Source organism: Vreelandella arctica, from assembly GCF_037070215.1.
In the GTDB taxonomy this organism is placed as follows: domain Bacteria; phylum Pseudomonadota; class Gammaproteobacteria; order Pseudomonadales; family Halomonadaceae; genus Vreelandella; species Vreelandella arctica.
Map to the genome: position 1 here is coordinate 48255 of NZ_JBANSN010000019.1, position 24346 is coordinate 72600.

Genomic DNA, 24346 nt, shown 5'->3' on the forward strand with positions numbered 1-24346 from the left:
CACCCCCCTTAAGTAACCACTAACCGCAACAACCACCAAGTAGCCACGAAACCGAGTAAACTCCATCGCATAGTTGTCGCGACGTTGAGAAACGTTAAGCCAATTCAGCGAACTCGTTTACAAAATGCAGGTCTTTATTTCTCAACGCAGATTTACAAGGAGGTACCATGGTTGAAAAATCAGCCGCCCACTCGGTGGCTCAAGAGGCTGCTGCGACACTGCGTCCTTCTTCTCACTGGACAGGCTGGGGGCAATGGCTGGCGCTGCTCACCATGACCATTGACCACCTCACTCGCTACATATTACCCGGCGACTGGGATTTGAGCTGGGCCGGGTCTTCCATTGGCCGTATCGCCTTTCCGCTGTTTGCCGCCATGGTGGCTTGGCACGGGCTGTTTAATACCCGCAATCCGCTACGCTACTCGCGGCGGATTTTGATTATCGGTTTGGTCGCCCAGCTTCCCTATATGATGATGCCGCGGACGTCAGACGCCTTCATTCTGAATGTCTGTTTTACTCTCGCCAGCGGCTTGGCCCTGGGCGCGCTCGTGCGCCAAGGTTGGCAGCACTACCAGCAGCAAACCCTCACCATGCCCTGGCTGTTAGCTGGTGCCGCACTAGGCGTTACGGTGTGGTATCTGCTGGGGTTCTGGGTCGAGTATGGCCACAATGGGCTGTTGCTGATTCCGCTATTGATGTTTGCCATGCATGCCTTGAGCCAAGCGGACAGTGACTTTCAGTCGCGCCTGTGGGCCGGGTTAGCAGCGTTTCCGGCACTTTGGATTGCCGGTCAAATGAATGCGTCTGACATGGCCAAGTCATTTACCGTAGGCACTTGTGTGGTGGTGCTGATACTTGCCGCAGGGGCCGCCCAACGCATTCCTGCCATTAACTTGGCGATGCCGCGGCGTCTATGGTTAGCGTGGTATCCCGGCCACTTTGCATTAATCGCGCTATGGCTATTGCTGAGCGGACAGATAGCCTAAAAGATTCTTTCAACGCCGCTTTAATGCATGGCATCCCGCATCCAGGGCTTAAAGCGGCGTAGGCGTGCTCGCCCTTCCGTTTTGGCGCGGTACATCGCAATATCGGCCTGCTTAAGCAATTCTTCATCGTCACAATCAGCGGCCATAAAGCAGGTGTATCCCATGCTGGGTGTTACCTCCACCCAGCGGCTTTCAAGCCGATAAGGTTCAGAGAGTGCCTGCTGAACAGCGCACATATAAACTTCAGCAGCGGCTTCCATATCTACCTCTGCCTCTTCTTCAAGCAGTGCCAGCAGGACAAACTCGTCGCCGCTAAGCCGTGCGGCCATGTCGCCTTCGCGCAGACAGCCTTCTAGGCGGCGGGCTACTTGCACCAGCAAATCATCCCCGGTGGCGTGCCCCCAGGTATCGTTAATCAGCTTGAAGCGATCTAAATCTAAAAACATCAACAAACCGCCCTGCTGTTCAGTTTGCTTCTCATTGCAGAGGGCAGCTAATCGCTCAATAAACAGGCGACGATTGGGCAAATCAGTGAGTGAGTCATAGTAGGCTTGGCGGTAAATAATCGCGTCGGCGCGCTTACGCTCAGTAAAATCTTCGATAATCGCTACCCCGCCAACCATCTCGTTACCCGCGCTATGTACGCCATTGAAGAAGGCACGCAGGGGCGTTCCCGCGCTAGCCTTGGGCAGATAGTAGGTTCCTTCGTAATAGCCAGTGCCTTTGGCCAGTGCGTTGCGCACAGCCTTTGCCACTCTGCTATCCGCCGAATGGGATAGCATGCGATAGCCGAGCAGCTGCGCACGGTTAACACCCAGGATATCCAGCAGTTTGCTATTACAGTCCGTTACTTGGCCATGTTCATCAAAATGCAGCACGCCCAGCGGCGAACGTTGAAAGATAGAGCGGTAGCGGTTTTCGCTTTCTTGCAACTGCACTTCGCGAGCAGACATACTCACCCGCAGGGCAATATTGTCGTGAATAATGCGACTTAGGCGTCGGCTGGTAGTAATAATCAGGCCTAAAAACAGGCTTAGCATGGCGCCAATGAGAATTGCCAGTGATGACCCTAACAACAAAAACTGCACCAGCAAGGGCAGGATAATCGGCAACACAAAGCCAAGCGAAACCCACCATACGGCAGAAAGCGTTGTGATGCCGCCAGCGGCAATACCGGCCAGGACAATCGAAAGCGCGGCTACCTGGCCATGGTTTTCGCCGGTAAACAGAAATACCCCACCAGAACCCCACACGCAGCCAGCCGCAATCGCACCAATGCTGAACCGATGTAACCAGCGGCGGCGCTGCTGTTGCTGCGCGGGTAAGCGGCTAAAATAGTAAGCCAAGGCAAGGCGAGCCAACGACACAAAGGTCAAAACGGCAAGCCAAGTCAGCAGTATCCAGCTCGCCACTACCGGCCACATGGCAGCCACTAACAACATGCCTGCCAACACACTGCTAAGCACGGGCTGCCATAAGTTATCGTACAGAAGGCGTACTTTCTCGCTGTGTAAGCGTTTTACGGTGACATGATGATCGCGCTGGAAACCACTACGCATCCCCGACGCAGTCCTCGTAGTTGAGGATTGAGACATACCGACTACCCGCCTAATGAAAAAGTGCTATTGGTTTCAGCCTAGTAAGCTGATTTTTTTGTGATTCCTTTTTAGCGCATTTAGGCAATTTTAGCGATATAAGTTGCGTACTCGGTCAACTACTGACCCATTAAGTAAGCAAAAAAGCCGCTTGCGGGGCAGGCGGCTTTGGAGCACTACTGTTTGATTGAAAAACTGAGATCTGGAGGGGGAGCATCGGGCAACAAAGCGCTACAGGCGCGAACTTTCTCAAGCAGTTCGGCATGGTTGGGTGCCAGGATATTGACGTGGGCGAGTTTGCGCCCGGCACGTTCTGCTTTGTCATAGCGATGCAGGTGCGTGTTTGTAAGCGCCAGGATCGCCGCATTATCCCCCTCACGACCAATTACATTAATCATGCACGTGGGGGCTATCGCCTGGGTATCGCCCAACGGCAAGCCCTGAATAGCACGCAGATGATTCTCAAACTGGCTGGTCACCGCGCCGTCCATCGTCCAGTGGCCGGAGTTATGTACGCGTGGGGCCATTTCATTGGCCAGCAGGCTGCCATCGCGGGTTTGAAACAGCTCTAACGCCAGCACCCCCACGTAATCCAACTCATCCAACAACGCACGGATATAGCTATCGGCGGTTTGCTGAACGCTAGCATCCAGATCCGGCAGCGGCGCAACGGAATAGCGCAGAATGCCATCCACATGCTGGTTTTCCGCCATAGGGTAGAACACCACCTCGCCATCACGACCGCGCACGGCAATCATCGAGACTTCGCGCACGAAATCGACAAATGCTTCAACGACTAGCTGCGAATGGCCAATAGCGGCCCATGCATCTGCCGCCTGCTCAGGCTGTTTCAATACTGCCTGGCCTTTACCGTCGTAGCCTTCCGTGACCGATTTAGCCACTACCGGGCAGCCCAGCTCGCGGGCGGCGGCTTCAAGCTGCTCGGCACTTTCCACCACACGATAAGCAGGCGTCGGAATTCCCAAGCGGTCAAATAGCGTCTTCTCTTCGACCCGGTTTTGGCACACTTCAATGGCGCGGCTACTCGGGTAAACCGGCTTGTGCTGCTCAATTTCCCGTACCAGTTGCACCGGCAGGTGCTCGAACTCGTAAGTCACCACATCCACCTTGGCTAAAAACTCAGCCAGGTGCTGGTTATTAGGGTCGACAATGACGTCGCCAATGCCTGCACTGGGGTTACCCGTGGTATCTAAAAAAGTGAAGCGATTGCCCAGCGGATAACCCGCTAGCGCCAGCATACGGCCTAGCTGGCCTGCGCCTAGTACACCGATATTCATAGACAGCCTCCTTATTCTGCTTCTGGATCGGGACGCGGATCCGGATTATCGAGTACTTTCTGGGTCTGCTCAGCGCGAAACGCCTCGACCGCACTGCGCACAGTGGCATCTTGTAAGCCAACAATCTGCGCCGCCAGCAAGCCTGCGTTAGTGGCGCCCGCCTTACCAATCGCCAGCGTCCCCACCGCAATGCCGCCCGGCATCTGCGCAATCGAAAGCAGCGAATCCAAGCCTTTAAGCGCCTTAGACTCCACCGGCACGCCGAGCACGGGCAGCGGCGTTTGCGAGGCCACCATGCCGGGCAAGTGAGCAGCACCACCAGCACCCGCCACAATCACTTGTAAGCCGCGCTCGGCCGCACCCTTGGCATAATCGAACAGCAGGTCCGGCGTACGGTGCGCCGAGACCACGCGGGTTTCATAGGCCACGCCCAAACGCTCCAGCATGGAGACAGCGTGCTCCATGACCGGCCAGTCAGACTTAGAACCCATGATCACGCCCACCTTGGGTGTGCTGTTCGACGACATGCAAAACTCCTCGGCCCAACGGCCTATAAAAGCGATACTAAATTGAAAAAGCGGCGTGTACCGGCCCAGGTACACAGCAAAATAGGAAGGCGCCTAGTTTACCAGAGCTAGCGCGTTTGCGGGCTTTGCAGAAATCGTGAAATTTTCATCAAAATAGGCATTGAAATGCGCACGAGTTGGCGGCATTGTGTCCTTGTCATTTCAGACTGTTGGAGCCACATGAGCACGGCACGCGCAACTGCCACTGCGGAACAGCTAGATCCTCCGCGAAGCAGCCCTGACCTCGATGTCAGGGAACTAGAAAAACGTACGCGTTTAATGCGTATTATTACACGTCTGATCGCTGTATCAGACTTAGGAAGCCGAGAAATTGCCCGCCGGGCAGGGCTTCCCGTTCAGAAAATTAGCGACCTGCTCGCCGGAAGGCTTGAGCACCTGGGAGTGGATGAACTTCACGCCCTGCGTCGCACCTTAGAGCTGGAGGCGCCATAGCCAATAGCTAATCAACGCCTCGCTCTCGCGAGGCGTTTTTATTTGCTGGGCTAGTTTTGAGGACTAGTTAGTCTTCGCGCTGCTCTAACGCCTCGGCAGCCTGAATTGCCTCTTTCTTAGAGGTGTGCTCGGAAACAACGACTTCGTTTTCAGGCACTGTTTCATCAATCACCAACCATCCGGTGATGGTTTCTTTAAGATCACTGGCTTCAATGACCGGTTCGATACGAGCTTGTCTAGACATTGTGGTCTCCTTGTCAATGTGGGCAGTTACGCTGTGTCTATGGCTAAAATTGCGCGTTACTGAATCCGTCCATTACCTCTTCACCTGCACTCTCTTCACCCTCGGCTGGGCGGTTAAGCTCACTACAGGGGCACCCTTTATGAACACAATCGCTTCCCCCAGGGTGGCCAGCAGCGCAGACCTTACAACAATAGGCGCGACCTTCTGTGATGACCGCCTGCTCGCTGGAAACGTGATGCTCACAGCCAGGACAGGCACAGACTCCCATGTCCGTCATGATGCCCCCTCCCTCGTTAGCCATGATTGGCGACATATTTAGCGTAGAAGAGAATGCCGAGGTAGGGAAAATTCAGCGTTAAGGTTATCGACAAAATAGAAGTGCCGGTTACGTCACACAGCGCGCTGAAGGAGCATTTAATGCAGAGGAATAAAGATTCCCGCTATCGCTACTAGAGCAACCACCAGCCAAGCAGGCAGTTTCCATACGCTAAGCAGCAAAAAGCCCGTAAGTGCCAGAACAAACTCATAAGGGCCAATAATCGCGCTGGTCCATACCGGCTGATAAAGCGCTGCGCCTAAAATACCCACGACCGCCGCATTGGCACCGCGCATTAGCGCCTGAGCGCTGCCCCACCGACGAAATTGGTTCCAAAACGGCAGCACGCCGACCAGCAGCCAGAACCCTGGGATAAAGATTGCCAGCAGTGCCAACAAAGCGCCCACTACCGCGTTCATGCCGGGCAGAAGTGCTCCCAGGTAAGCCGCAAACGTAAATAGTGGCCCTGGCACCGCCTGGGCAGCGCCATAGCCTGCCAAGAACTCATCCGGTGTTATCCAGCCCGACTGTACTACCTCGGCTTCTAACAGCGGCAGCACCACATGCCCACCACCAAATACCAGCGCACCTGAACGATAAAAAGCATCGATCACGTTAAGCCAAACAGCACCGCCCGCCATCAGTGGCAGTAGAATCAGCAACCCGCCGAATAGCCCCAACGCGACCAAGCCTGCTCGGCGGGAAACCGGAAAATGCAGCGGTGCGCTTTCTGCTATGGCGGCACTATTCCGGCACAGCGTCAGCCCCACTAAACCACCCAATACAATCGCGGCGACCTGTCCCAGCGGGCCGCTTACCACCACCACCGTGAACACAGCGGCCAAGGCGATTCCTACACGGGCTTTATCCGGGCAGAGGTTGCGTGCCATCCCCCACACCGCATGGGCCACGATCGCTACCGCGACCACTTTTAAGCCGTGGATGATACCGCTGGCGATCGGACCATCCAGCACCGCAGCCCCCAATGCGAACAACAGCAGAATAATTGCCGAAGGTAGCGTAAAAGCCAGCCACGCCATGGCCGCGCCCCAAGGACCAGCACGCAGTAAGCCGAGCGCAAACCCCACCTGGCTACTCGCCGGGCCGGGCAGAAACTGGCACAGTGCCACCAAATCAGCGTAGGCACTTTCGCTTAACCACTGACGCCGCTCCACAAAGGCAGTACGAAAATACCCCAGATGTGCCACCGGTCCGCCAAAAGACGTTAATCCCAGCGCTAAGAATGCCCAAAACACCTCGCCTATGCGCCTGCTTGTCTGCGTTTGCTCCACCATCCATCCTCACCGTTTACCCAATAAAAAAGCGCAAGGCTTATATGCTAAGCCTTGCGCTTGACGTCTTGATGACACCCGCCGATAAATCGTTACTCTTGGTCTGTTACCGCACCGGTACTGGCAGAGCTAACGAGACGTGCATATTTGGCGAGCACGCCGCGGGTATAACGGGGTTCTGGCTGCTTCCACGCTGCGCGACGACGCATCAACTCTTCGTCAGACAGATCCACCTCAATGGTATCGGCCTCCGCATCAATGGTGATGGTATCGCCATTCTCTACCAATGCCAGCGGGCCACCGTCGAACGCTTCCGGCGACACATGGCCGACCACAAAACCATGGCTGCCGCCCGAGAAACGGCCATCGGTAATCAGCGCCACGTCATTGCCCAAGCCGCGGCCCATAATCGCCGAGGTAGGCGTGAGCATTTCGCGCATGCCGGGGCCGCCTTTAGGTCCTTCATAGCGAATCACCACCACATCACCTGCGACGACAGTGCCATCGTTAATGCGCGCCTGGGCTTCTTCTTCCGAGCCAAAGACCCGTGCCGAGCCTGAGAAGCGCGTGCCCTCTTTACCGGTAATTTTCGCGACTGCGCCTTCCGGTGCCAAGTTGCCGTAAAGCATGCGCAAATGGCTTTCCGTTTTAATCGGGTTACCGAGGGAAGCGATGATCGGCGGCTCGGCAGGGTAAGGGGCTACATTGGCCAGGTTCTCTTCCAACGTTTTGCCGGTAACGGTCAAGCAGTTGCCGTTGAGCAGGCCTGCGTCCAGCAGCATTTTCATCAGCGGCTGAATACCGCCAATCGCCACCAGCTCGCTCATCATGTAGTGGCCGCTAGGGCGCAAATCGGCGAGTACCGGCACGCGTTTACCGATCTCGGTAAAGTCCGCCAGGGTCAGTTCCACACCAATGGTGCGCGCCATACCAATCAAGTGCAGCACCGCATTGGTAGAACCACCCAACGCGATGGTCACCGTAATCGCGTTCTCGAACGCCTCACGGGTCATGATATCGGAAGGCTTAATATCGTCGGCTAGCAGCGCCAGCACGGCTTCGCCCGCCGCTTTACAGTCATCGCGCTTCTCCTGAGAGATCGCATTCTGCGCGGAGCTGCCCGGCAAGCTCATGCCTAATGCCTCAATCGCAGAGGCCATGGTGTTAGCGGTGTACATACCGCCACAGGAACCAGGGCCAGGGATCGCCGTTTCTTCGATGTTTTTAAGCTCGATCAGGTCGATATCGCCGCGGGAGTGTGCGCCCATCGCCTCGAACACCGAGACGATATCGGTATGTCCTTTGCCGGGCATAATGGTGCCGCCATAGACGAACACGCTGGGACGATTCAAACGCGCCAGCCCCATCAGGCAACCGGGCATATTCTTATCGCAGCCCCCAATGGCCACCAAACCATCAAAGCCTTCACAGCCCGCTACGGTTTCAATGGAGTCGGCAATCACCTCCCGTGATACCAGCGAGTACTTCATACCCTCGGTGCCGTTAGCAATACCATCGGAAATCGTGATGGTATTGAAAATCACACCTTTACCACCGCCAGCATCGGCACCATCGCGGGCAAACTCGGCCAGCTCATTAATGTGGCTGTTGCAGGGCGTCACCATGCTCCAGGTAGAGGCAATGCCCACCTGAGGCTTTTTGAAATCGGCATCCGTAAAGCCCACCGCGCGCAGCATGGCGCGGCTAGCGGCTTTACCTGGGCCATCAACCACAGGCGCAGAGTGGCGGCGGGAGTTTTGCGATGAATCTGACATTAGAAATCTCTCTTAGCGTTGTTCACGGTATCCGCATAGCTTGGCGATGCCACGGCGTTCGCGCAAGGGAAGAGGACGCAAAAAATCATTCCACGACACCTGCTTGCAGCGCCTGAACATAGCGCAGAAGATCATCTGCGCGACCTTCACTGACTAGCTGCTCGGGTGTTTTATAGTCAAATGCGCTAAGCGGCTCGTTGCGAAACCAAAACAGAGCATCATGGAAATCACCATTAATATCCGCCGCTGCACCGAGCACTCGAAGTGCATCACGCAAATAACGTTGAAGTTTTTCTGCCCCTTGGGCACGTGAGATTGTCGTACGATGAACATGCGCTTGGCTGGCCAGCGTTTGGATATCAATGCTCAATGCACTGGCAAATAACTTCGGGTTAATCAACGGGTGGCGCTCTTGTCGAGCAACACCCTTTAAGTCAGCCAAAAACCGCTCGAACGAATCAGGTACCAGATACCGGTTAGGCTCATTCAATGACTCTTTTACATTGCCCACTGCCATTGGCAACCTCCTGCTACGCTTATACAGCCGATATACAACCTATATGCATCATATTTTCATCATAGCAGCTATGAAACTGGACGCTAGGGTTTCAAGCTTAAGAACTAAACTTATGGCACCATACACTTAGCCACTCCGCCCTGGCCGTGAAGGAAACATCCATTAAGGAACCTCGTGCATGTCTGCAAACTCGCTGCTCTCACAAACGCCGTTAACGCCGGGCTTTATGGTCGTGCACGCCAATCGCCTGGAAGACCTGCGCGGTTTGGCGGTGGAGTGGATGCGCCTACACCCGCTCTCGCCGCTGGAGAACGAGACTATTCTGGTGCAGAGCAACGGCATTGGGCAGTGGCTAAAGCTGGCGCTGGCGGAAGACCCGGCCCAGGGCGGTGCGGGCATAGCGGCGGCATTGAACGTCACGCTGCCCGCGCGCTTTCTATGGCAGGCCTACCGTACGGTGTTGACGCACTTAACCCACGACGAGCACGCGGTACCGGAAACGTCGCCGTTTGATCAGTCACGGTTGATATGGCGCTTATTGCGCCTGCTGCCCAGCCTTGCCGAGCAGGAAGCCTTTGCGCCGCTGGCGCGCTTTTTAGAGGTCGATCGCGACCAGCGTAAGCACTACCAACTGGCCGAGCGGCTGGCGGATCTGTTCGATCAGTATCAGGTGTATCGCGCAGACTGGCTGGACGCCTGGGCCAAGGGTAACGACGTGCTGATCACCGCCCGTGGCGAAACTCGCCCGCTGGAAGCGCACCAACTGTGGCAGCCAGCATTATGGCGCGCGCTACGCGACGATGTGGCGATGACGCAAGGCGACGCAGGCCTTAACAGCAGCCGTGCCCAGGTACACAGCCGTTTTCTGGAAGCCGCCGAACAGCTTGAAGGCCAAGCGTGCCCGCACGGATTGCCCCGGCGATTGATCATTTTCGGCATCTCGTCACTGCCGCAGCAAACCCTCGAAGCCCTGGCCGCGCTTTCACGCTGCTGCCAAATAGTGCTCTGCGTGCACAACCCCTGCCAGTACTACTGGGCGGATATCATCGAACACAAAGACCTGCTCCGCGCCAGCCGCTACCGCCAACGACGCAAGGCAGGCATGCCCGACGCCCTGGATGTGCTCGGCACCGGTGATGCCGACGACGCCTTGCACCTGCACGCCCAGCCGCTGCTGGCCGCCTGGGGCAAGCAGGGCCGCGACTACCTGCGCCTGCTCGACGAACACGACGACTCAGGCAACTACCAAACGCTCTTCGAGCAGCAGGCGCTGCGCATTGATATGTTCGAGCCCTTCAGCGGCGAAGAGCGCCACTGCCTGCTCAGCCAACTGCAGGACGATATCCGCGAGCTGCGGCCGGTAGCAGAAACCCAAACTCACTGGCCCGCGCTAGACCCGGCCAGTGACGACTCCATCGTGTTCCATATCGCCCACGGCCCCCAGCGGGAAGTGGAGATTCTTCACGACCAACTGCTGGCGGCCTTCAGCGCCGACCCGGATCTGCGCCCGCGGGATATCATCGTCATGGTGCCGGATATCGACCGCTACGCGCCGCACATTGAAGCCGTGTTCGGCCAGTACCGCTCTGCTTTCGGTGGCTATCACGTGAACGCGCGACCCGACGACCCGCGTTACATTCCCTACACACTTTCGGATCAGGCCAGCCGCCACCGCCTGCCGATGATGATCGCGCTAGAAAAACTGCTGCGCCTGCCGGAACTGCGCCTCTCGGTAAGCGATTTGCTCGACTTGCTGGAAGTCCCCGCACTGCGCGCACGCTTTGGCATCGATGAATATGACCTGCCCACCCTGAGCCGCTGGATCGAGGGTGCTGGCATTCGCTGGGGGCTCAATGCCGAGCAGCGCACCCGGCTGGACCTCCCCGAAGGCCTAACCCAGAACACCTGGGCCTTTGGCCTGCGTCGCCTGCTGCTGGGGTATACCGTAGGCAGTGCCGAGGCGTGGCAAGGCATCGAGCCATTCGACGATATTGGCGGGCTGGAAGCCTCCCTGGCAGGCCCCCTGGCAAATCTGCTGGAAAAGCTGGAAACCACCTGGGAGACCTTCTGCCAGCCCACCGACACCGCCACCTGGGTGGCTCGGCTGCGCGAACTGCTGGAAACCTACTTCCTGACCGACGACGCTCAAGAGAGCGTGATGCTCACCAAGCTGGAAACCGCGCTACAGCAGTTGCTGGACAGCACCGAAGAGGCCGCGCTTTATGATCCCCTGCCGCTCTCCATGGTGCGCGAGCACTGGCTGGGGCAAATCGACGAGCACAGTCTTTCCCAGCGCTTTCTCGCGGGGGCGGTCAACTTCGCCACGCTGATGCCGATGCGCGCCATTCCCTTCAAGCACGTATGCCTGCTGGGCATGAACGACGGCGAGTACCCGCGCTCACAGCCGCCGCTGGATTTTGACCTGATGGGCAGCGACTACCGCCCCGGCGACCGCTCGCGGCGGGAAGACGACCGTTACCTGTTTCTGGAAGCGCTGCTCTCCGCCCGCCAACAGCTCTATATCAGTTGGGTCGGCCGCAGTCAGATCGACAACAACCCCATGCCGCCCTCGGTGCTGGTCGGCCAGTTGCGCGATCACTTGGAAGCGGGCTGGCACACGCAAAAAGGCGAGCCGCTGCTGGAAGCGTTAACCACCGAGCACCCGCTGCAGCCGTTTAGCCGCCGCTACTTCTCTTCCCAGGCCAGCGACTCCCCCGCCCAGGCACGGCTATTCACCTATGCCCACGAGTGGCACGTCCTGCACACCCCCAGTGGCGAAAGCACCCAAGACGCAAAATCACCAGCGCTTAAGGCAGACAGCGAACAGCAGAGCACGCTAACCCTGGCCCAGCTAGGCAGCTTTCTACGCGACCCCGCGAAGGCATTTTTCAACACCCGCCTTGGCGTCTATTTCGAGCAGGAGGAGCTTACCCAACTGGATGTCGAGCCCTTCACCCTGGACGGGTTACAGAACTGGCAGTTGCAGGATCAATTGATCGCCGCCCAACGCCACGCCGTGGATAACGGCCAACCGCGTATGGAAGCACTGCACGCCGCACTGGAACGCTTCAAGGGTCAGGGTGTGCTGGCCGTGGGTGCCTTTGGCGAGCGGATGCGCGAAGCGCTGGCGGAACCGATGGAGGCACTGTTCGGCGCCTACGAAGAGGCGTTACAAGAGTGGCCACACGTGGTAACAGCACCACAGGAAGTGCATGTTGTTGAGAGAACTGAAGAAAAGGTAGCGCTGGAAGATTGGCTGGGGGAACTGCGCCAAGATGAAGCGGGCAACCGCTGCCGCCTGTTACTGCTCAGCAGCAGCCTGGTCAGCCAGGGGCGCGGCCGTGGTCAATACCGCTGGCAACACCTGCTACGGCCCTGGGTTGCGCATCTGGCGGGCAACAGTGAGCGCCCGATGACCACCCAACTACTCTCCAAAGCGGGCCATGTGCGGCTGGAACCACTAGAAGCCGAGAACGCCCGCTACCAGCTACAAAACTTGCTAAGCGCTTGGTGCGATGGCATGCAGGCCCCGCTACCGCTGGCGCCACAGGCCGCTTTCGCCTGGTTGGCGAAGCTAGGCACGCCGGAATCCGAACCGGAGAGCGATGCCTACGCCGCCGCAGAAACCGCCTACGAAGGGGGACGCTTCCAGACCGGCGAAGTCGCCCAAAGCGCCTACCTTTCCCACCAGTGGCCGAGCTTCGAAAGGCTATTCAAAGAGCGAGCCCTTGGTCACGGCTTCGCCACGCTAACCGAAGCGCTCTATTCGCCGCTGCATCGTGCTGTTAAAGGCTGACAAGCCTAATGGCTCTTCCAGCCCAGGGTTAACACCCGCTTCGCCAGCGAAATCATCTCCGGGTCGCCGGTGTGCTTGTCCGGCACATCGGAGAGCTTGATCACCGGCAGCCACTGCTGCCCTTCCGGACGCGCCTCGACCATCTTGATCACCATGTTCATCGGCTCGACGCCCACATCATTGGTGAAGTTGGTGCCGATGCCGAACGCCATGCCAATCCGGTCTTTGCAAAACGCGTGAATATGCTCGACCTTCTCCGGCGTCAGCGCATCGGAAAAGATAATCGTCTTGCTTAGCGGGTTGATCCCCAGGCGCTCGTAATGGGCGATAGTTTGGGAGGCGAAATCAATAGGGTCGCCGCTGTCATGGCGCACGCCATCGAACAGCTTGGCGAACTTCTTATCGAAGCTATCGAAGAAGGCCCGCGAGGTGAACGTATCGGTCAGGGCAATGCCCAGATCACCGCGATACACATCCACCCAATGCTCAAGGGCAAGGCTGTTGGCCATCTTGAAACCGAAGCGGGCGCCGTGGAACATGAACCACTCATGGGCGTGGGTGCCAATCGGCTTAACCCCATGGCGCATGGCCAGCAGCACGTTACTGGTGCCGCTGAACGCCTCGCCACCATTGTGGCAAAGTGCGCCCACCACACGGTCATGAACATCGAACGAGAAGCGCCGACGGGTGCCGAACTCGGCAATCTTCAACCCAAGACGGCGATAGAGTTCGATCTTCTCCTGGGCGCGCTGTTCGATCATCGCATCGGCCTCATGGGTGACCGACACACCACGCAGCCGATACCAAAGCTCGCTGATCAGCGCCATCAACGGCACTTCCCACAGAATGGTGCGGTACCAGGGCCCTTCGATAATCACCGAAAGGTCACTGCCCTGCTGCTCGATAATCACCTCGGCAGGGTCGTAATGAAACCCGGCCAGAAAATCGAGATAGGTAGGATCGAGATAGGGGCACGTCGTTTCGAGATAGCGCTTTTCCTCATCACTCAGGCGCAGCGTCGCCATCTGATCCACTTCGCGGCGCAGCGCAGCACCGAAACCATCAGGAAATTCGTGCTCGCCTCGATTGATAAACGCGTAGCGCGCCTGGGCATAGGGAAAGCGTTTGATCACGGCGTTCTGCATCGTGATCTTGTAAAAGTCATTATCCAGCAGCGATGTCAGCATGAGATCCCATCGTTAGAGTGAACCGAAGCCGCCGGTAGCGTAAACTCATTGCACCAAGAGTGGCTCGGCGACAAGATTATCAGGTGGCGGGGCTCTCATACAGTCTAGGAGCTGTCTTGATGCGTCTTACTCAATCACAGCGTGACACGATTCTTTCGAGCGTACGTGAGTTCATTAAGCCTTCTGTGCAAGTCCAGGTGTTTGGCTCGCGGCTGGATGATACCAAGCGGGGCGGCGATGTTGACCTGCTACTGATCTCCCAGACAGCAATACCACTACTTACCCGTGCCGAACTCAAAATGGCACTTGAAGAGCGCCTCCAACTGCCTGTGGATATAGTGGCCTATGCCTCGACGGCTGAACCCACGCCCTTCCAAGCAATCGCCTTGGCACAGTCACGCCCGATCGATAGTGAGGAAGCAGCATGAGTCATGATGTTCTCAGCGAGCAACAACGCTATCTTGCGCAACTGCTGGAAGCGATCCAACGCTGTGCTTGGTTTCTACAACAGTCACGCAACAAAATTACCTGGCCGATTGACGGTGAGTGGCTGGCAGAACACAAAAAAGATGTGGATTATTTCGAAACCCTTGCCGCCATTAATGAGCGGTTTGCCAAGCTGCAAGACTCGATAGCATCGACTATGCGGCACAGTGCTTTGCTTGCCGGTGAATCCACTGACAGCTTTCTCAAGGTACTGGCTCTATTTGAAAAGCAAGGCGTAATTAACGCGACAAGTGATTGGCAACGCTGCCGCGCCATCCGCAATATCGCGGCACATGACTACTCGACCGACTACGAACAGATAGCCGAACACTTCAATCTGCTGAACGAGCTCGCTGACATACTCTTAGTGACGTCTCAACGTCTTGTGGCCTGGAACGCTGAGCAACTCAGTATCTACCCCGCCAGCCCTGACTTTTCAGCTGAGTTTGACAGCCTTTTCTTATGAGCCAGCCTGAACCACTCAATCCACTAAGCCTCCCGCTCCACGGCAGCCGACTGATAGAGGCCAGCGCTGGTACCGGCAAAACCTTCACCATCGCGCTGCTTTACGTGCGGTTGGTACTCGGCGGGCACAGCATTGACGACGACACGGCGTTTGTACGCCCGCTCACGCCGCCGGAAATTTTAGTCGTCACCTTTACCAACGCCGCCACCCAAGAGCTACGCGAACGTATCCGCAATCGGCTGGTAGAAGCAGCAGACGTATTTCGAGCTGAGGATGTAGAAAGAGGGGCGCCGGGGGCAAGCCGTAGTGGAGGTCATTCAACAGGGCCGGAAAATGTTCCCGACGATTCCGGCATTCCCGCCATCCATGGCGGTCAGATGTCTCAAGTAGCGCCCACGGATGGGTTCACAGCGCCTCCACGTAGGCTTGCCGCCGGGGAAGCCCCGGTTCCACTAGATCCGTTACTCCTAGAACTCCGCGACCAATACGACCCCGCCACCTGGCCCGCCTGCTCACGGCGCTTGGCGCTGGCCGCGGAATGGATGGACGAAGCCGCGGTGTCCACCATCCACAGCTGGTGCTACCGCATGCTGCGCGAACACGCCTTCGACAGCGGCAGCCTGTTCTCCCTCAACCTGGAAAACGACCAGCGCGAACTGGAACAGGAAGTGGTGCGCGACTACTGGCGCAGCTTCTACTACCCGCTGGACAGCAACGCCCTCGGCATTGTCACCCGCTACTGGAAATCACCGGACGACCTTCACGTTCCGCTACAACGGCTACTGCCAGAAAGCGAAGCGCTGGGCGGCGAAAAACCCCAACCCAGCGAGACCCTGGCCGCCACCCAGGCCGAACGCACCGCCCAGCTCAACGAGCTCAAAGCCCCCTGGGCCGCCTGGCTGGACGAACTGGTGCCCGCCCTGGAAGACGCCGCCACGCGCAAAGCCTTCAAAGGCCAAAGCTTCAACGCCAAAAGCCGCGCCAACTGGCTAGGCGCACTGCGCGAGTGGTGCGATACAGATGCCGACCGCCCTGCGCTCACCGACGCCGCCTGGAAACGCATGACGCCCGTCGGCATGGCCGATATCTGGAAAGACGGTGCACCGCCCTGCCCGCAAGCATGGGAAGCGCTGGCACAGCTCCAGCAAGCGCTGGATGCCCTGCCCGAGCCCCGCAACGACCTGCTGATTCACGCCGTACAGTGGTGTCGCGCCCGGTTAGAGCGCGAACAGGAACGCCGCGCCGAGATGGGCCCCAATGACCTGCTCACCCATCTGGATCGCGCCCTGAAAGGCCCCAACAAAGAAGCGCTGGCCGCGCAGATCCAGCGCCAGTTCCCCGTGGCACTGATCGACGAGTTTCAGGATACCGACCCGATCCAGTACCGCATTTTCAACGCCGTGTATGACGTCGCAACGCCCCGGCGCGACAGCGCCATCCTGCTGATTGGCGACCCCAAGCAGGCGATCTACGCCTTTCGCGGCGCGGATATCTTCACCTACCTGCAGGCCCGGTACGACACCGATGGCCGCCACGTCACGCTGGGCACCAACTTCCGTTCCAGCCGCGCCATGGTGGCGGCGGTCAACCACTGTTTCAGCTACGCCGACCAACACGATGCCGGCGCTTTCCTGTTCCGTGCCGATGGCGGCGACAACCCGCTGCCGTTCAACCCCGTCAACGCCAAAGGCACCAAGGAAACGCTGGTACTCAACGGCCAACCGCTACCCGCGATGACCCTGTGGCCACTGGAAAGCGACGAGCCGCTCTCCAAAACCGCCTACCAAACGGAGATGGCCGAGCGCTGCGCTTCGCACATGACAATGCTTGTGGAAGCAGGCCGCCAAAAGCAAGCAGGCTTTGCAAAGGGCGCTGGTGGCGATGACGATAACGGAGAGCAATCACTCACTCCGCTGGCTCCCTCAGACATGGCCGTACTGGTCAACGGCCTGCAGGAAGCGCGAGCGATTCGACTGGCGCTGGCCAGCCGGGGCATCAAGAGCGTCTACCTTTCCGATCACGACAAGGTGTTCAGCTCCCCCATCGCTCCGCAGCTAGCCATTTGGCTGCGCGCCTGCGCCGAGCCCCAGGCCAACTCGCGCCAAGCAGAAGCCAAGCTGCGCGCCGCCCTGGCAACCCCGGTACTTGGGCTGAGCCTTGAAGCACTCGACCACCTCAACCAGAGCGAGCTGGCCTGGGAAGCGCGGGTCGAGCAGTTCAGCGACTACCACCGCCTGTGGCAACGCCAAGGCGTGCTGCCGCTGGTGCGCCGATTGATGGTCGATTTTGATATCGCCGCACGACTGCTGGGCGAGTTCGCCGAGGGTGAGCGTTTGCTAACCGACCTGCTCCACCTGGGCGAAATGCTGCAGCACGCCAGCCAGGAACTGGACGGCGAACACGCGCTGATTCGCTTTCTGGCCGAGGCCATTGCCGACCCGGATAGCCACGGCGACAGCCACAAGCTGCGCCTGGAGAGCGACGCCGATCTGGTCAAGGTAGTGACCATTCACAAATCCAAGGGGCTGGAGTACCCGCTGGTGTTCCTGCCGTTTATCGCCAACCACCGCCCGGTCAGCGACACCGACCTACCGCTGCGCTGGCACGACAGCGACGGCACACTGCAACTCAGCCTGAGCGCCGATGAAGCTACGCTTACCACCGCCGACCGCGAACGCCTGGGTGAAGACCTGCGCAAGCTCTACGTCGCGCTCACCCGCGCCCGTCACGCCACTTGGCTGGGGCTGGCGCCGCTAAAAGGCAGCGAGAACAGCGCCATCGGCCACTTGATCAACGGCGGCAAGGCCATCGCCCCCAGCGCGTTTACCCACGCGCTAGGCGAACTGGTGAAAGGCAGCGATATCGCGCTAAGCGCCGCCCCGGACCCCACCGCGCTGCGCTTCACCCCGGCGCCGGAGCAGCAGGCACTGGGCCACGCCCGCACCCCGCTGCGCCCCGCCCGTGAACAGTGGTGGATCGCCAGCTACTCGGCGCTGCGCACCTCCGGGGCAGTCTCAGAAGCGATGCCAGGGGCGGCGCAGCCAACGCCCACACCGGAACCCACCACGCCCCAGGAAGCCACCACCCTGGAAGTGCTGGATGAACCCCACGACAACGCCATCAACACCGAAGCATTTCACCTGCACCGGTTTCCGCGAGGCCCAGGCCCCGGCACCTTCCTGCATGGATTGCTGGAGTGGGCGGGCCAGCTAGGCTTCAACAAAGCGCTAGAAGACCCCGCCGCCAGAGAAGACATGCTGCGGCGGCGCGTGCAACTGCGCGGCTGGCAGGCATGGCACGACACCCTGGCGGGCTGGCTGGAAGAACTGCTCGCCACACCGCTTCCCCTGCCTCACTCACTGTCACAGGCCCCGTCCCAGTCCCTGACAGAGCCCAGCGAAGGCAGCCAAGTGGCGCTATGTGAACTCGAAAGTTATCAGGTGGAACTGGAGTTCTGGTTTGCCGCGCACCAGGTACAAACGCGCAAGCTGGATGAGCTGGTCAGTGACCACTTACTGCCAGGGGTATCACGCCCCGTACTGGATGCCGACACCCTCAACGGCATGCTCAAGGGCTTTATCGACCTCGCCTTTGAGCATGAAGGCCGCTTCTACGTGCTCGACTGGAAGTCCAACTACCTGGGCAGCGACGACAGCGCCTACACCACTGACGCCCTGCGCGATGCCATGCTCGAAAAACGCTACGACCTGCAAGCGGCGCTGTATATGCTCGCTCTCCACCGGCTATTGAAAGCGCGCCTGCCCGACTACGACCCGCACCAACACCTGGGCGGCTCGATGACGGTATTTCTACGCGGCAGCCGCACCACCGCCCGCGGCGTACACGCCGTGCCCGCGCCGGTCGCGCTGATCGAAGCGCTGGATGCACTCTTTACAGGCTCATCAACAGCGTCAGCAGCAAGCAACCAGGAGGCACTGGCATGAGTAAGCGAGACACGGCTTCCAAGAACGAGTCCATGAATCTTGACCTGTTCGCCGATGACGCGCCGCCCGCTGCACCTGATTCAACCGCATCGGTAACACCACCGACAGAATCAGCCGCCAGTGCTACCCAGCCGCACCCCGCGCTAAGCGACACCACCGCGCTATTCCTACTGTGTGAGCGGTGGGTTTCTCGTGGCTGGCTACGGGATCTGGATCTGGCCCTGGTGCGCTTTCTCGACCGCGAAACCCAAAACGCCCCGCCGCTGCTGTTGCTGGGTGCGGCGTTGGCCAGTCATCAGCTAGGCCGCGGCCATGTGTGCTTGGATATAGCCGCCACCCTGGAAGCCCCGGATTTTGCGCTTTCGCTACCGCCGGAAGGCGACGACCTGAACGACCCGCCGCCGCTACCCAGCCATGTGCTGGCCACGCTAACGCTGCCCGAGTGGCAAGCCGCACTTAATCACCCCACGCTGATCAGCGACGGCCCCGGCAATACGCCGCTGGTGGTAAGCCACAGCATCAACACCAGCAAACTCTACCTGCGCCGCTACTGGCAGTTCGAGCAAACCCTGCACCAAGAAATTGCCGCTCGGCTTAGCGTGGATAGCCCTAAGTATAAATCAGAGGAATCACCGCTACTCAAAAGCGCGCTGGATGCGTTATTCCCCGCTACCGGTACCCTGGATTGGCAAAAAACCGCCTGCGCCCTCGCCGCCCGCAGCCCCTTTGCGATCATCACCGGCGGCCCCGGCACCGGCAAAACCACCACCGTGGTGCGCCTGCTGGCCCTGCTACAAACCCTGCAACTGGCCCAGCCCAACGCCCACCCGCTGCGCATTCGCCTAGCCGCCCCCACAGGTAAAGCCGCCGCACGGCTTAATGAATCCATTGCCGGGCAGGTGAAAGACTTACCCCTTAGCGGGTTGGAATCTTTATTAGCTGAGCAATCAGCCAACTCCACATCGAACGCAATAGAAATTCCGACGGAAGTGACCACGATCCACAGACTACTTGGCGCCCGCGCCGACACCCGCCACTTCCGCCATAACGCCGCCAACCCGTTGGCGCTGGATGTGCTGGTGGTAGATGAAGCCTCGATGGTGGATATCGAAATGATGACGGCGCTGCTCAGCGCCCTGCCCACCAGCGCCAAGCTGGTGCTGCTGGGGGATAAAGACCAGTTGGCATCCGTGGAAGCAGGCGCCGTGCTGGGCGACCTATGCCGCCGTGCCGACGCCGCCCACTACACACCCGCCACGGCGCAGTGGCTGGCCGAACTCACCGACCACCCGCTGCCAGAGGCATTAATCGACCCGGACGGCCAGCCGCTAGACCAAGCCATTACCATGCTGCGGGTAAGCCACCGCTTTACTGAAACAAGCGGCATCGGCCAGCTCGCCCAGGCGATTAACCAGCCGCTAAATGAGGCATTGGGGGAACGGGATAAACACCAAGCCGTGCATGGCGTACTGAATAACGGCTACGCCGACCTGCACCACTTGGTGTTGAAGCCCGACGCACAAAACGAAGACAGCGCCCTGGAGCGCCTGGTGATCACCGGCAGCCCGGAACGATTTCCCAACGCAGGCGAAGGCCGCACCAATTTCAAGGGCGAGCCAATGGCACCGCCCACCGGCTACCAGCACTACCTGAATACCCTAGCGAGTGAACGGCCTGATACCACCTTGGCATTTGAAGAGAACGGTAAAGCTTATGATGCCTGGGCGAAGGAAGTACTTAAGGCTTACAGCCGCTTTCAGCTGCTGTGCGCGCTACGCAAAGGCCCCTGGGGAGTAGAAGGCTTAAACCTGCGCATCGCCAAAACATTGCGCCGTGAAAAGCTGCTGTTCGGCAACGACCACACGCTAGAGAAAGGCTGGTTCGAAGGCCGCCCGGTTCTGGTCACCCAAAATGACTACGGCCTAAAACTGATGAACGGCGATATCGGCATCACCATGGCGGTGCCTGATCCCCGCTCTTCATCAGGAGCACCAGGAAGAACGCTATTAAGAGTCGCCTTTCCGACCAGTGACCCAGACAACCCAATTCACTGGGTACTGCCTTCCCGCCTACACGCGGTAGAAACCGTGTTCGCGATGACGGTACACAAATCCCAAGGCTCGGAGTTTCAGCACACCGCTCTGCTGCTACCGCAAACGCCCAACCCCATCCTCACCCGCGAGCTGGTGTACACCGGCATCACCCGCGCCCGCGAATGGCTGACGCTGATCGAAGCCAAACGCGGGATATTGAATGATGCGGTGGCTAGGGAGGTGATGAGGGTGAGTGAGGTGGAGGGGATTTAACACCTAAATCAGGTGCGCCGTAGGTGTCACCTGGATTTTCTTGTTACACGTCGTATGCTCATTGTTTATGGTGCTTATAAAGACTCTCAGGAACGAAAAAAATATTCCTTTTAGCTCGAGTGCATGCAACGTAAAATTTATTCTTTGTTTGCGGAGCTAATTCATGCAGTTTACATTTTTTATAATGCTGCAACGTTGTAGCGTTTAGAACGACACATACATCTAAAAAGCAATCAAGCCCTTTAGTTGCACCCCAGTTCTCTGTGAATCCATTGTATCGCTTACTATCCCTAAAGAATAATTTCACGATATCTTCATCGAAATAGATTTCTTCAGCTAAAGTCGCAGACTGTACAAACTGAATTATTGTTTCATCATCCCTATGGGATTCAATTTGTATTCCTGTATTCTGATAGACAAAACTACAAGTGGTTGGACTGCAACGATAGCTATGCGATAGTAAATCTGTATCTAATGCATATCCAGCTTGAGTCAGCTTTCTTGTATAAGTATCAATATTTTTATGGATGTTTGAATTGACGTTCCCATCTCGGCTGGTGTCGAAAGTGTGTTGGAAAAAATCACCAACTAAAAGCAAACTTTCGATTTTTGGGGAAAGTTTACATATAAAATTGAAATCGTGGCCGCCAAAGTCCTGAACTTCATCAAAACATACTAAATCAAAATATTTTTCTACCCGCTCTGAAACCTCTTTCATCATGTTGCACTGATCAAGTAGCTTAGCAATTCTGTTGTGGTAGAGCCTGCCATGGCCATCTAAATAAAATTTAGGACTGCTTCTCTTTAACTTGAGCGTGAATGCAGGCGGAATGTTCCAGTTTATTCCTTTTGATTTGATTTTATTGCCTAGCAATGGTTTAAAGCAAAATGCATAAATAAAATTGAAGTAGGTTTTTACTCTTACACCTAAGGGTATGAAGCCAACCTTGTCAATTATTCTTGACTTTATATTTTTATAGTTATTATCTGTATAGGTTACTATTAACGCACGAGAATCTTCACTAATATTATCGATTATATGACTGGTTTTTCCTGATCCAGCAACGGCTAAAACTACTCGTTTATCCATTCTATAGCTCGAGTTAAGTAAGTTGGTGAGATTAGTTCGCCTGCTTTTTTATCTAGCAATTCAAAAGCACAATCCGCTTTGTTTTTTAGCATAAATTCTAAAGCAGTGAGAGTTCTTCTTCCTGGAAGGAAAAGCTCATCACAAATACCTTTATTATCTTGGTAAAAACAAATCTCAAAAGTACTTTTATCGTTATCTTCTTCATAAAATACGCTTATATTGTCATTTAAATAATCATTGTAGTTTTGGGCGCAATTATTCTCATAGTCACCATCATTATCCCTGACGACTGCAACACGAATATTCAAAAGTTTTGCTAAATCAAGATAGCGCTTAAAGCTTGTTCCGCCAACAGAAATTATATGAACATCATCATCTTCTAAAGTCCTTTCTGTGACTGACTCATATAACGCACCAATTAGAATGTATTCTGCATCGCCTTCAACCAGAATAACTTTCGAAGACAATATAAATTCAAGAATATTGTTATCTGGTGCCTTCATAAAAAATTTGGCAGTATCTTCAGGTAAAGCCTCGAGGGTTATAGGGCTTGCACTATTGCTATTGAGTAAGATTGTGTTTCTTAAATCAAGTCTTGTGCTAATCAAGCTGTTATGAGTTGCAATAAATATTTGTTTTGCTTCTGAATTTGAAATTCTATTTATCAGCTTTTTCATATTTGTATGGCTCAAATGGTTTTCTGGCTCTTCAAGCAAAAGTGCATCTATGCTTTGTCCATCACCATTTCTAGTAAGTGCGAATTCTGTTTTTATGAAGCACTGCCGTCCTTTTCCTCTATTCTCAAGAGCAATGTCATCTTCAGTGATTGTTAGATCTGCTTCAAGATTTGATTTACTCCCTGTTCTTACTGAAAACTGATATTTATCGATATCTTTATTGATTATCTCCAAAGCTTCTTCAACAAATTTCTTCTTTTGAAGCCTATACTCATTTCTCAGTGTAATTCTCTGGTTTTGCTCTGCAAGAGATTCATAAACAGTTTTTATATATTCTCTTGTTGCATATTCACTATTAATCTGAGAGCTGTCAATTGACAAATGCCTTAAAAATTTTCGATACCCTGAGTAAGCTTCACCAGAAAATGTACTGAATTTCACACTGTAGTATTCGAATGGAAAGTTGCTTTCGTCCTGAGCAAGTACATCACGAATCTCACTACCTAATTCTTCAATAGGTTCACAAACTAATTTAAGGCCATCTGAATCTACATTATCAGTATTATTTCTTCCATTCAAATCAGGATTATCTTGTTCATTGAGAAATATCTCTACATGGAGTATTGGTAAGTCACTTTCCTTTTTATCACCAGATAGAAATTCTTTGACTGCATCTGTATTGAAGATACTTTCCAATCCAATAGACTCAACTTTATTTTTACTACCGCCAAGCACTAACTCTATAGCAGTTAGAATTGTACTTTTACCTGCTTCGTTATCACCTATTAATATATTTTTTTCTTCATGGAAATTGACTTCACTACTTCTGAACTTTTTGAAGTTTTTTAGTTTTATCTTTTTAATTTGTTTCATGAAATACTACCTATGAATGCTAGAGATGTGATGAATGACGTGTAACGCTTAAATCAGGTGCGCCGTAGGCGTCATCTGAATTTACTTGTTATGTTTAATTCCCAGACCGTTCAATAAAATCATTTATAGATTTGATTTTTTCTTTCAATTCTGGTGTGTAAATTACGTTATTATGACAATTATCTACGTATGCTCTGGCTACTTTTACTTTGTTGGCTGTTCTCGTTTTATCATCCTTCTTTATTTTGTATTTTAGAAGGTTAGACCATCTCCCTATATCTTCTATCTTGTAAAAGTGACCATGAGCACTAGCAATAGAATTTTCTAAAGTTTCAACATCTAGGTAGTTCTCTATTTCTCTAAGTACCTGATCTAAAGTTTTCGTGTAATATCCATGCCAGGATTTCTGACACGGACAGAACCATGGAAAAACGCTTCGTTGCCCCTCTCACTGAACCTGAACAACAGACGCTGACCTC

Annotated in this window: 18 protein-coding genes; 7 read left to right on the forward strand and 11 right to left on the reverse strand. The window is 55.7% G+C overall.

Features of this window, described 5'->3' with window-relative positions; translation table 11 throughout:
- The first annotated feature begins 167 nt into the window (after positions 1-167).
- Positions 168-986 (forward strand): TraX family protein, encoded by an 819-nt coding sequence (locus tag V8L70_RS15825; protein WP_336270124.1) that lies wholly within the window; start codon positions 168-170, stop codon positions 984-986.
- Positions 987-1006: 20 nt separating this feature from the next.
- Here V8L70_RS15825 and V8L70_RS15830 read toward each other — a convergent pair whose 3' ends face one another.
- The 3 genes from V8L70_RS15830 to purE form a co-directional block, all read right to left on the reverse strand.
- Positions 1007-2581: a sensor domain-containing diguanylate cyclase gene (locus V8L70_RS15830; protein WP_198556146.1), complete on the reverse strand. Its 1575-nt coding sequence runs from the start codon at positions 2579-2581 to the stop codon at positions 1007-1009.
- Positions 2582-2757: 176 nt separating this feature from the next.
- Positions 2758-3879 (reverse strand): 5-(carboxyamino)imidazole ribonucleotide synthase, encoded by a 1122-nt coding sequence (locus V8L70_RS15835; RefSeq protein WP_008958944.1) that lies wholly within the window; start codon positions 3877-3879, stop codon positions 2758-2760.
- Positions 3880-3890: 11 nt separating this feature from the next.
- A complete protein-coding gene (gene purE, locus V8L70_RS15840) occupies positions 3891-4406 on the reverse strand; it encodes a 5-(carboxyamino)imidazole ribonucleotide mutase (RefSeq protein ID WP_008958943.1) in 516 nt (171 codons plus the stop codon).
- A 219-nt stretch (positions 4407-4625) separates the two neighbouring features.
- Between purE and V8L70_RS15845 the strand changes: the two genes are divergently transcribed.
- The gene (locus V8L70_RS15845) at positions 4626-4898 is read left to right on the forward strand and encodes an XRE family transcriptional regulator (protein WP_008958942.1); all 273 of its coding nucleotides are present in this window, start codon (positions 4626-4628) and stop codon (positions 4896-4898) included.
- A gap of 67 nt (positions 4899-4965) precedes the next feature.
- Here the strand turns inward: V8L70_RS15845 and V8L70_RS15850 are convergent, their stop codons facing one another.
- From V8L70_RS15850 to V8L70_RS15870, 5 genes are all read right to left on the reverse strand, one after another.
- Positions 4966-5142 (reverse strand): hypothetical protein, encoded by a 177-nt coding sequence (locus V8L70_RS15850; RefSeq protein ID WP_008958941.1) that lies wholly within the window; start codon positions 5140-5142, stop codon positions 4966-4968.
- A 43-nt stretch (positions 5143-5185) separates the two neighbouring features.
- Entirely contained in the window at positions 5186-5419 is a 234-nt protein-coding gene (locus V8L70_RS15855) for a hypothetical protein (RefSeq protein WP_083832267.1), read from the reverse strand.
- A 137-nt stretch (positions 5420-5556) separates the two neighbouring features.
- On the reverse strand, positions 5557-6753 hold the full coding sequence (gene chrA / locus V8L70_RS15860; RefSeq protein WP_101147785.1) for a chromate efflux transporter: 1197 nt from the start codon (positions 6751-6753) through the stop codon (positions 5557-5559).
- A gap of 89 nt (positions 6754-6842) precedes the next feature.
- Positions 6843-8525 (reverse strand): dihydroxy-acid dehydratase, encoded by a 1683-nt coding sequence (ilvD, locus tag V8L70_RS15865; protein WP_101147784.1) that lies wholly within the window; start codon positions 8523-8525, stop codon positions 6843-6845.
- An 85-nt stretch (positions 8526-8610) separates the two neighbouring features.
- Positions 8611-9042, reverse strand: coding sequence for a DUF2384 domain-containing protein (locus V8L70_RS15870; RefSeq protein WP_101147783.1), 432 nt, complete (start codon positions 9040-9042; stop codon positions 8611-8613).
- Between the two features lie 178 nt (positions 9043-9220).
- Between V8L70_RS15870 and recC the strand changes: the two genes are divergently transcribed.
- Entirely contained in the window at positions 9221-12838 is a 3618-nt protein-coding gene (gene recC / locus V8L70_RS15875) for an exodeoxyribonuclease V subunit gamma (protein WP_101147782.1), read from the forward strand.
- Between the two features lie 5 nt (positions 12839-12843).
- Here recC and pncB read toward each other — a convergent pair whose 3' ends face one another.
- Positions 12844-14025 (reverse strand): nicotinate phosphoribosyltransferase, encoded by a 1182-nt coding sequence (pncB, locus tag V8L70_RS15880; protein WP_008958936.1) that lies wholly within the window; start codon positions 14023-14025, stop codon positions 12844-12846.
- Between the two features lie 119 nt (positions 14026-14144).
- On the opposite strand from pncB, the gene V8L70_RS15885 reads away from it, so the two are divergent.
- Genes V8L70_RS15885 through recD form a run of 4 tightly spaced genes read left to right on the forward strand, consistent with a single transcriptional unit; the run spans position 14145 to position 21227 of the window.
- Complete coding sequence (locus V8L70_RS15885) at positions 14145-14453, forward strand: nucleotidyltransferase domain-containing protein (protein WP_008958935.1); 309 nt, start codon at positions 14145-14147, stop codon at positions 14451-14453.
- Positions 14450-14977 carry a hypothetical protein gene (locus V8L70_RS15890; RefSeq protein ID WP_101147781.1) on the forward strand — a complete coding sequence of 176 codons (528 nt, stop codon included), beginning with the start codon at positions 14450-14452 and terminating at the stop codon, positions 14975-14977. Before V8L70_RS15885 ends, V8L70_RS15890 begins: the two co-directional genes overlap by 4 nt.
- Positions 14974-18921 (forward strand): exodeoxyribonuclease V subunit beta, encoded by a 3948-nt coding sequence (recB, locus tag V8L70_RS15895; RefSeq protein ID WP_101147780.1) that lies wholly within the window; start codon positions 14974-14976, stop codon positions 18919-18921. The genes V8L70_RS15890 and recB overlap by 4 nt, the downstream gene beginning before the upstream one ends.
- Positions 18922-18953: 32 nt before the next feature.
- Complete coding sequence (gene recD / locus V8L70_RS15900; protein ID WP_101147908.1) at positions 18954-21227, forward strand: exodeoxyribonuclease V subunit alpha; 2274 nt, start codon at positions 18954-18956, stop codon at positions 21225-21227.
- Between the two features lie 58 nt (positions 21228-21285).
- Here recD and V8L70_RS15905 read toward each other — a convergent pair whose 3' ends face one another.
- Entirely contained in the window at positions 21286-22317 is a 1032-nt protein-coding gene (locus tag V8L70_RS15905; protein WP_101147779.1) for a DEAD/DEAH box helicase, read from the reverse strand.
- Positions 22302-23867, reverse strand: a complete 1566-nt coding sequence (locus tag V8L70_RS15910; protein WP_101147778.1) for an ATP-dependent nuclease — start codon at positions 23865-23867, stop codon at positions 22302-22304. Before V8L70_RS15910 ends, V8L70_RS15905 begins: the two co-directional genes overlap by 16 nt.
- Between the last annotated feature and the right edge of the window lie 479 nt (positions 23868-24346).